We start from the raw sequence: 7,419 nt of genomic DNA, 5'->3' as shown, positions 1-7,419 counted from the left end.
ATTAAAGTGCCCCCTTATTTGGGGTAGAGCCCGATTTGCTCAAATGATCCAGCCATATAAAGAAAAATTTGGCCCCGGCTTTCACCAAAGAACTCAAGAAGCAATTAGATGCTATGGTGCTCATGCATACATAGCATGTTGTGCAATGTGTGGTGCCGCCGCAGAATCAATTTTACTAGGCGCAGCAATAACCAAAACCAAAGATGAAGCAAACACACTTAAAAGCTATCTTTCAGCACAAGGTAGACGCAAAATTGAAAACACGCTTACTGGTCAGTCTAATCAACAATTAAAAGATGAAATGAAAGGATTTACCTCTCTCCTTAAGTATTGGCGTGATGATGCTGCACATGGGCTAACTTCAAAAATCAACGAAAATGAAGCATATACTGCTCTAAGCATGCTATTGCGGATGGCAATGTTTGTAGATACTCGATGGGATGAATTAACAACTTAATGGATAAATTATGTTAGTTAGATAGTATATTTTCATGATTTATCTAAATCCTGTTGAATAGCCGTCAATAATAAATTGAATGCTGTTTCCCGATCTTTTTTAGGTCCGTCATTCGTGTCAACGATTGCCTGGGTAAATCTAGTTACCTTTTCAGAACCGAATATTTGGCATTTAGCTTGCCATAGCGCATAAGATTTGGCTGTTTTTTCTGAAGGGTTTAAAGCTGCGTCATGTAATGAGGTAAGCAGTCCAATATATGCAGCTTTTTTCTCTTCATACCTTCGTTCTTTTTGTTTTGATTTTTGATTAGTGTAATGTGTAATCATGTTGTTAATTAAACTACCCACGCCCATCCCCCCAAGTAATGCCAGAATTGTATTTGTTTCCATATTTAAAACTCCCTTAGTAACAATTGAATTTTACAAGAAAGAGCAAACTGCATGATTTTGTACAGAAAAGCATTGCTATTGAATCTTTTTAATTATCCAATCATCGAACGTATTTTTAATGTTAATTCGCCAAATAGGGCATCCACCTCTACTCAGCTGAGTTACATTATAGGAATATGAATCATTAACCATCTCTTGCAACCCAACAACCCAAACTGCGTTGAAATCTAGTTGTGGGAGTATCTTAGTCAATCGATTAGGGTACCAACTATCCCCTTTTCTATTTAAGAATACTACCAATGTTTTTCCAGAAGCGTAGGATTTACCACCTTTATTTTGTTTTTTGTGGATTAGTTCTAGTATCAACTCTTCTGTTTTTTTATCGCTTGGGTTGCATCGTGCAATCATGACTTGCTCCAGAGGATGGGAAATGTTCTTCTTTGTATCAAATAAGATCCCATCAGAACCAAGGGGGTCTGTGCAAATTTTTATATCTTCAGATTTAGCTTCATGATTTAAGACAGCTGCTAATAACCAGCAACCGAGAACCTCTCTTGATCGAAGGTTACCAAATTTTTGAAATTCGCGACCTGTTTCAAGATGATTTCCGTTCCGAATAAATCGTTCAAGCTCCTTAATACAGGCCTTTAAAGATTTAAATGTAGTTACTTCATGCTTCATTATCCACCCATTAATTTTCAATTGTGAGAGAGAATATGTTCTTTAAATTATAGGTTCTCAGTAAGCAATCCGCTCAAAAATTGTCTGGAGAATTAATATTTCTACGTATTGCCGCATTACTTATCTGAAGAGAGGCATAAATCACCTAAACAAAACTGAGTAATTTCTTTAATTCCCTGTTCCACTCAGCTAGATGATATTTCATGTCTCTGACATCTTTACATCTAGCGCCATGCTTAAAACTATTTTTTCGAGATATAGCCTTGCCCTCCATGGTCTTGGGCCCCGTCGAGTACTCCCATGGCTTCTGCTGGCGTATTCGCTGCGCCTGTTTCAAACGTTGTTCCAATGTCCATTTTCTTTGCTTCATAAGAGACCTTAGCATTCAGTTCGTTTGGAGCTTTGTTATTATTTTCAATTGAGTGACCTTCAGAGTTTACACCATTGTTCACTTGTTGGTTAAAAGCATGGTTATTTTGTTGCTTGATGAAGGTAGTTGTCCGGCGAGGATGCTTAAGCTCTGCCAATGCCATTAAGGTTTTTCTACATCCATTTTGAGATCTCAGGGCAATATTTGCGAAGACCTCCGCATGTTCTATGCTTGAATTAGGCAGTTTAGATAATGCGTCATAAAACACATACTCAAGGCTTTTAGCTTGCGTCATAAGCATGGCTTCAATTTCATTAGTATCATTATTAAGAACGCGATCTACACTTCTAGAAAGTCGATCAAATGCAGCAACACCATCAAATCCATTCCCATGTAATTTGCTAAGCGCCAATGTTGCATGACCACGGCAATGCAAATACAACTCTGTAGTTGCTGCTTTCTTTTTTTCTTCGATTTTATTCTTTTCGGCTTGATCTAGCATTACTTGCTCTTTAGTCTTTCTAGCCATGGCATTTCTCCTTGAATTAGCCTAGAAACTTATAAAAACCACACGCACAAAATGGTCGACGATAGCCACATTTGCAAATATTAGTTAATTGAATATCATCCGAAACAAAATTATATTTTCCTTGATTATCACTAGGGTAACCAGGGGAACTAAAGGAACCCTCTTGTATCTCTTGAGTTTCCACGGTTCCCCCACAAGTTGCCTTGGAGAGAACCAGAGAACATGATGCTGATTCCATGCGGGCTAATAGATTAAGGACGCTCATTGTCAAACCTCCTCGTTAGGTAAAATCCAATAAAAGGAGATGGATCGCCCGCCAATTTTAACTTTTTTGGAGTTTTTGCCAAAGTCCTTATCTACAATCCATTTTGACTCATTTAAAGCACGTAAAATACAATTTAAATCAAATCCTGGAGCTGCTTCTTGTAGCGCTGGAGAATTAAATAAGAAAATACGCCCCTTATCCGTATCTTTCCAATAGCCTGCACGCTCTCGAACCACAGGTCTTTGATCGATATTATCGCCTTGATATGAGCGAATAGAATTTCCTTCAATCCCAGAAAAACGACTATCTCCGTGCCTATCAATAAAATGGCGTATACCCTGAAGTATTTGACGTGTTTCTGTTTGACCCTTGCCTCTAAAATCACGCCATGCATTAAATAGCTCAATGACTGATTCTAAAGCCTCACCTTCTTGCCATCCTGTCAAACCATATTCGGTTGCTTTTTCGCCAGCAAGAGCAATTAGTGCGAATAGTCCCGCAGCTCGGCTTTCTATACCATCTGATGTATAAAACCCTTCTAAATTACAGAATTTGGCATATAGCTCTGACAAACAATCTTTATCGCTCAACAATTTTTCAACAAATACCGGCCCACTAACCCCGTAGAATAAACTGGTGGCTTGCTTCATAGAATCAGCAAAGATACGCCCATCAGTTAAACCGTGCAGATTATCAAAAGCGCCATAAGCCCGATCAGTTGCAGGAATATTAAGCAGTCTCGCTTCTTGTCCAGCTTTGACTTTCTGTCCAGCTTCTTGCATATGGGCCGATAAAGTACGTTCTCCGCTAGATAGAACAATTGTTCGCCATCTAAAAGAATCACGCGATCCACCGTTACGCTTGGCCCGCTGTTTTCCTTGTCCATTCGCTAATGCGTAAATTATTGAACCAATTTCACGAGGATCACATTCACTGATTTCATCTAAAACCAGCAAGCTATCATTTAATGCCGCTGCTGTAGCCTCTAATCCATTAGCAGTAGCACGCCAAGCACGGACATAACCTGGACCGCCCCATACACTTGCAGCAACCTGTAATGCAGTTGTTTTACCATTACTTGACTTGCCGATTAAATGAATGCCACCACCACCAGCAGATTGTTGTTTTGCTTTTAATAATAGCGGTGCGGCAAATGCTGCTGATACCGATAACAATAAAACAGGGTTCCCACTGCAACGCATAGCAACTTGTTCACGCCAACTTCGAATATCACCTTGCTGAATGAAATCATCGTGTGCTGCATATTCTGATTGGAATCGTATATTATCATCACCAATGGTTTTATTCGGCATTACAAACGCTCGTCCACTAGAATGCCATCCAGTACGTATTGCTGCTATTGTTCTGCGTTCAGGTTTTTGTTGCATCAGCCAGCTATTTAAATACTTTTTAGCATCAAGATTTATTCTGACTCCTAAATTTAGTAACTCACCCCGCATTTCATCGCCATTGCCTTTTAGAAGATGCATTGGCATTGACCATTCACGCCAACCACCAAATGGCTGAATAAAGTGTAATAATAGACCAAAAGATTCATTACGTTCATCGGCGGTAATTGCTTCTGCATGAATGGGTGAGCATACCCATATATCAATTGGTTTAGGTTCTTGACCACCTGTAAACCCATGCCAATATAAGCCAGGAAGCTTAGAGTGCCCTTCAATTGAAACCCAGTCGTCATATACCATAAACCCAGGCCGTTTGATTTCAGGTTCCGCGAGTATTTCAGGTGGAACATGGCTGGGTGAGATTACCTCCAACTTTAAATCAGAGGAATTTTGTAAATCATCAGTGGCCGTGGTTCCCTCTATTATCTCCTTAGGAGAACCGTTAAATAGCGCGTCATCATTGGTGGTTCTCTCGGTTCCCTTAGTTCTCTCAGATATTCCTTGCTCTAAATTAGACACTTTGCACCTCCTGTTCAGCAAGCCAGCAACTCAAATCATTAAAATCTTTCAATGATGTTGGTGCACAATCGGGCCATATTGGTTTGCTAAGTAATGCTCCTGCAGCAATTGCGGCTTCCCGTCCTTTTGTTAAGCCAGGATTGTTGGGGGTTAATCGATCGTCATCAACACATATGATCAACTCCGCATTAGATGAACAATTACGAATAGCTGTAGCTACTGATTTTAAATTTCCAGCATTACAAGCTGCAATCACACAATATGTTGGATGTTTTTCAGCCAATGTTGCGCCAGTTGCAAATCCCTCACAGACTAATATTTTTCGATCATTGGTTGGTTGATGCTGAACAGGTATAAAATGACTTTTTATTGCTCCATTGAATAAAAATCTTTTTTCACCAAGTTCATTAATATACTGCAAACTCCATATTTTTCCGTCAAAATCGATAATGGGTAAAACAATTTCTTTGCTATGTTGACGGGCATAAAATGGTGATATGCGTTTTCTTATTATGTATGGATGGTGAGGATTTGCTTTAAGATAACTCTCCCACAAATGCTTAGCACGTAAGGCGACTTCCTGTTGCTCCTTGGCTTTCATCGCATTACGCATTTTACAAGCTTCTTTTATACGTTCGACTTGATTACGACGTTCAGATGCAGTCATATGATCTTGCTTTTTAGCACTCCATTTCAAATGAATCCCTGTTTTCCAACTGCCATATACTCCACATGGCACACCATCAAGATGAAATACATACCATCCATTTCTAGATCCAGATTTATCTCCTTCAATATGAAAACGATGCAATTGCGCATCAGCAATTATCTCGTTCGGAGGAGTCATGCCATTGGCTGATAACTCCACTTGGAATTGATTAATAATTTGATTAAAATCCATGATGCAAATCCTTATAATTCCTTTTACAATATTGCGTTAACTGGTGGCGAGCTTCTTCTAATTGTTCTTGGATATAGGCCTGCCCCATCCCATACTTAATGCATCTTTCTAATATTTTTAAATGAAAAATACTGAGCATTAGTTCTGTATCTGTTACTTCAAGCACAGCTCCCCCCCTTATCTATGAGCTTTAAAATATCCTCAACACGCCAAGCTGTTATACGTGGTCCTAGCTTTATCGGTTGTGGAAAACGACCTGTTTTAACACCTTCCCACCATGTGGACTTACTGACAGGAATTAGAGCCGGATATTTAGAACTACCCAAAATTTGTGCGAGTCTTAAAAAGCCTGTTTGCGGAAGTTTGCTCATTGTGAATCACCTACGTTGGCCTAAGGAAAACACAGAATGACACAGTCCGATAAGTCAAAATACTTAAAAGGGTTATGGGTGTTTTGAAAAAACAGGTGGATGGGTTAAGCAATAACCCTTACTAGAACAGGGTTATAAAGGGGCGACTAGTTTTATAAATTATTTTCTTCCTTCGGTCTTCCACCCAATTTACAAGCAGTTGGGTTTAACATAATTGCTATTCTTTTTTTAGCCTCCGAAGATAAATTTGGATAAAGTTTATCCAAACATTGAGTCGCTTGCTCTTTAAAAGAAACTGACTTATCAAAATGCTTGATAACCATATTCTGGATAATATTAGCTGCATCAAGCTCTAGTGAATAAAAATCACTATCCTCATCAAGTAGAAGACGAAAATTATCTGTTAATTGCTCATTTTCATCCTGAAGTTTGTTTAGTTTATCCTCTAAAATCTCAATTCTTTTATTTTTAAATGCAATTATCTCTGCTGCCTGTTTGTATAAGATTTGCCAGTCAGCTATTTGAATATTATAAATATTCATCGTTTTCAATAATTTGACGGGAATCTCATATCCCATTCTCTGAGCCCATGCTAAAAACACACCAGGAAGTGCTGTTGATGATAACTCTCCAGCAATGATGTATCTTTTCGCTGTTTCTCTAATTTCAGTATATTTTTTTTCAAACTTAGAACCACTACTATACTTTTTAATATAATCATATTTAATTTTCCTGGGATCCTTGGCTAACATTAAAACAACCCCTTCATTAAGAACGTCCCAATAAGGCTGCTTGCACCAATAATCAAATTCAGCATCATGGTCTGGTTTATTGTAGTACAAACTTTTTTCTGCCTGATCTTCAGCATCATTTTTATATTTGGTGAAAGCAGATAAAATTTGATCTAATTCAGGCTCTGTCTTTGATTTTAGTTGATTGATAGAATATCCATTTACTGGATGTTTAATGTTTCCATAATACTTATACTGAGCAGCAAAACCATACCAATTATTATGCTTTGCTAAAGCCAGTATTTTATTAATCTTATCCTTTTTACTATCTGTAACTATATTCATATTCATCCGTTAATTGTTCGTTTAAGCGATATAACATTATTTGATTCATTGATAATTTGGTGTTCAATTAATCGCCCCCACCCTAACCACGCAGCTTGTTGTTCATCTGCATAAACAGCACGTTGGTAAGTAGCAACCAACTTATTTTCAGGTTGGTGGTTTAACATGCGTTCAATCACATGTGGGGCTGTTTTTAAATGTTCACCCCACGCGGTGGCCGCAGATCTACGAATGTCATGTATGCTGAATGGCTTTATATCAGCCAGCGGCGCACCAATACTAATCTTTTTCTTTGCGCCCTTAGCAGTACCTCTTAATCGAGAAATAACACCAGTTAATGTATCTGGATGAATGTGGCCTGCACTTAAGTAATTGCCTGTGTCAAAAACAAATGGTGAATCAGCACAAATAGGCTCTAGTGCTTTGATGTTGGAACCGAAAGAGTTTGAATT

Annotated in this window: 11 protein-coding genes; 1 reads left to right on the top strand and 10 read right to left on the bottom strand. The window is 38.5% G+C overall.

All coding sequences use genetic code 11. From position 1 onward, the window contains the following. The coding region (locus LDG_RS03055; RefSeq protein ID WP_233491403.1) for a DUF4145 domain-containing protein at positions 1–457 on the top strand (457 nt) is incomplete at its 5' end. A gap of 32 nt (positions 458–489) precedes the next feature. On the opposite strand, the gene LDG_RS03050 is transcribed toward LDG_RS03055, so the two are convergent. From LDG_RS03050 to LDG_RS19505, 10 genes are all read right to left on the bottom strand, one after another. Beyond that, positions 490–846: a hypothetical protein gene (locus LDG_RS03050; RefSeq protein ID WP_006869659.1), complete on the bottom strand. Its 357-nt coding sequence runs from the start codon at positions 844–846 to the stop codon at positions 490–492. A gap of 75 nt (positions 847–921) precedes the next feature. Further along, positions 922–1,527, bottom strand: a complete 606-nt coding sequence (locus LDG_RS03045) for a hypothetical protein (protein WP_006869658.1) — start codon at positions 1,525–1,527, stop codon at positions 922–924. A 242-nt stretch (positions 1,528–1,769) separates the two neighbouring features. After that, positions 1,770–2,426 (bottom strand): hypothetical protein, encoded by a 657-nt coding sequence (locus tag LDG_RS03040; protein ID WP_006869657.1) that lies wholly within the window; start codon positions 2,424–2,426, stop codon positions 1,770–1,772. A 16-nt stretch (positions 2,427–2,442) separates the two neighbouring features. Continuing rightward, complete coding sequence (locus tag LDG_RS03035) at positions 2,443–2,691, bottom strand: hypothetical protein (RefSeq protein WP_006869656.1); 249 nt, start codon at positions 2,689–2,691, stop codon at positions 2,443–2,445. A gap of 2 nt (positions 2,692–2,693) precedes the next feature. Next, positions 2,694–4,619 carry a DUF927 domain-containing protein gene (locus LDG_RS03030; protein WP_006869655.1) on the bottom strand — a complete coding sequence of 642 codons (1,926 nt, stop codon included), beginning with the start codon at positions 4,617–4,619 and terminating at the stop codon, positions 2,694–2,696. Then, the gene (locus LDG_RS03025; RefSeq protein ID WP_006869654.1) at positions 4,612–5,520 is read right to left on the bottom strand and encodes a toprim domain-containing protein; all 909 of its coding nucleotides are present in this window, start codon (positions 5,518–5,520) and stop codon (positions 4,612–4,614) included. The genes LDG_RS03030 and LDG_RS03025 overlap by 8 nt, the downstream gene beginning before the upstream one ends. Next, a complete protein-coding gene (locus LDG_RS19510) occupies positions 5,510–5,686 on the bottom strand; it encodes a hypothetical protein (protein WP_158307858.1) in 177 nt (58 codons plus the stop codon). The genes LDG_RS03025 and LDG_RS19510 overlap by 11 nt, the downstream gene beginning before the upstream one ends. Continuing rightward, positions 5,679–5,891 carry a helix-turn-helix transcriptional regulator gene (locus LDG_RS03020; protein WP_006869652.1) on the bottom strand — a complete coding sequence of 71 codons (213 nt, stop codon included), beginning with the start codon at positions 5,889–5,891 and terminating at the stop codon, positions 5,679–5,681. The genes LDG_RS19510 and LDG_RS03020 overlap by 8 nt, the downstream gene beginning before the upstream one ends. A gap of 152 nt (positions 5,892–6,043) precedes the next feature. Continuing rightward, entirely contained in the window at positions 6,044–6,967 is a 924-nt protein-coding gene (locus LDG_RS03015) for a hypothetical protein (protein ID WP_006869651.1), read from the bottom strand. Positions 6,968–6,969: 2 nt separating this feature from the next. Further along, positions 6,970–7,419 (bottom strand): site-specific integrase (locus tag LDG_RS19505; protein ID WP_040534267.1); only part of this gene is annotated, 450 nt, incomplete at its 5' end.

The sequence above is a fragment of the Legionella drancourtii LLAP12 genome (assembly GCF_000162755.2).
Lineage (GTDB): Bacteria > Pseudomonadota > Gammaproteobacteria > Legionellales > Legionellaceae > Legionella > Legionella drancourtii.
Note: the sequence above shows the minus strand (reverse complement) of the source record. Positions and strands in the feature narration are given on the sequence as shown.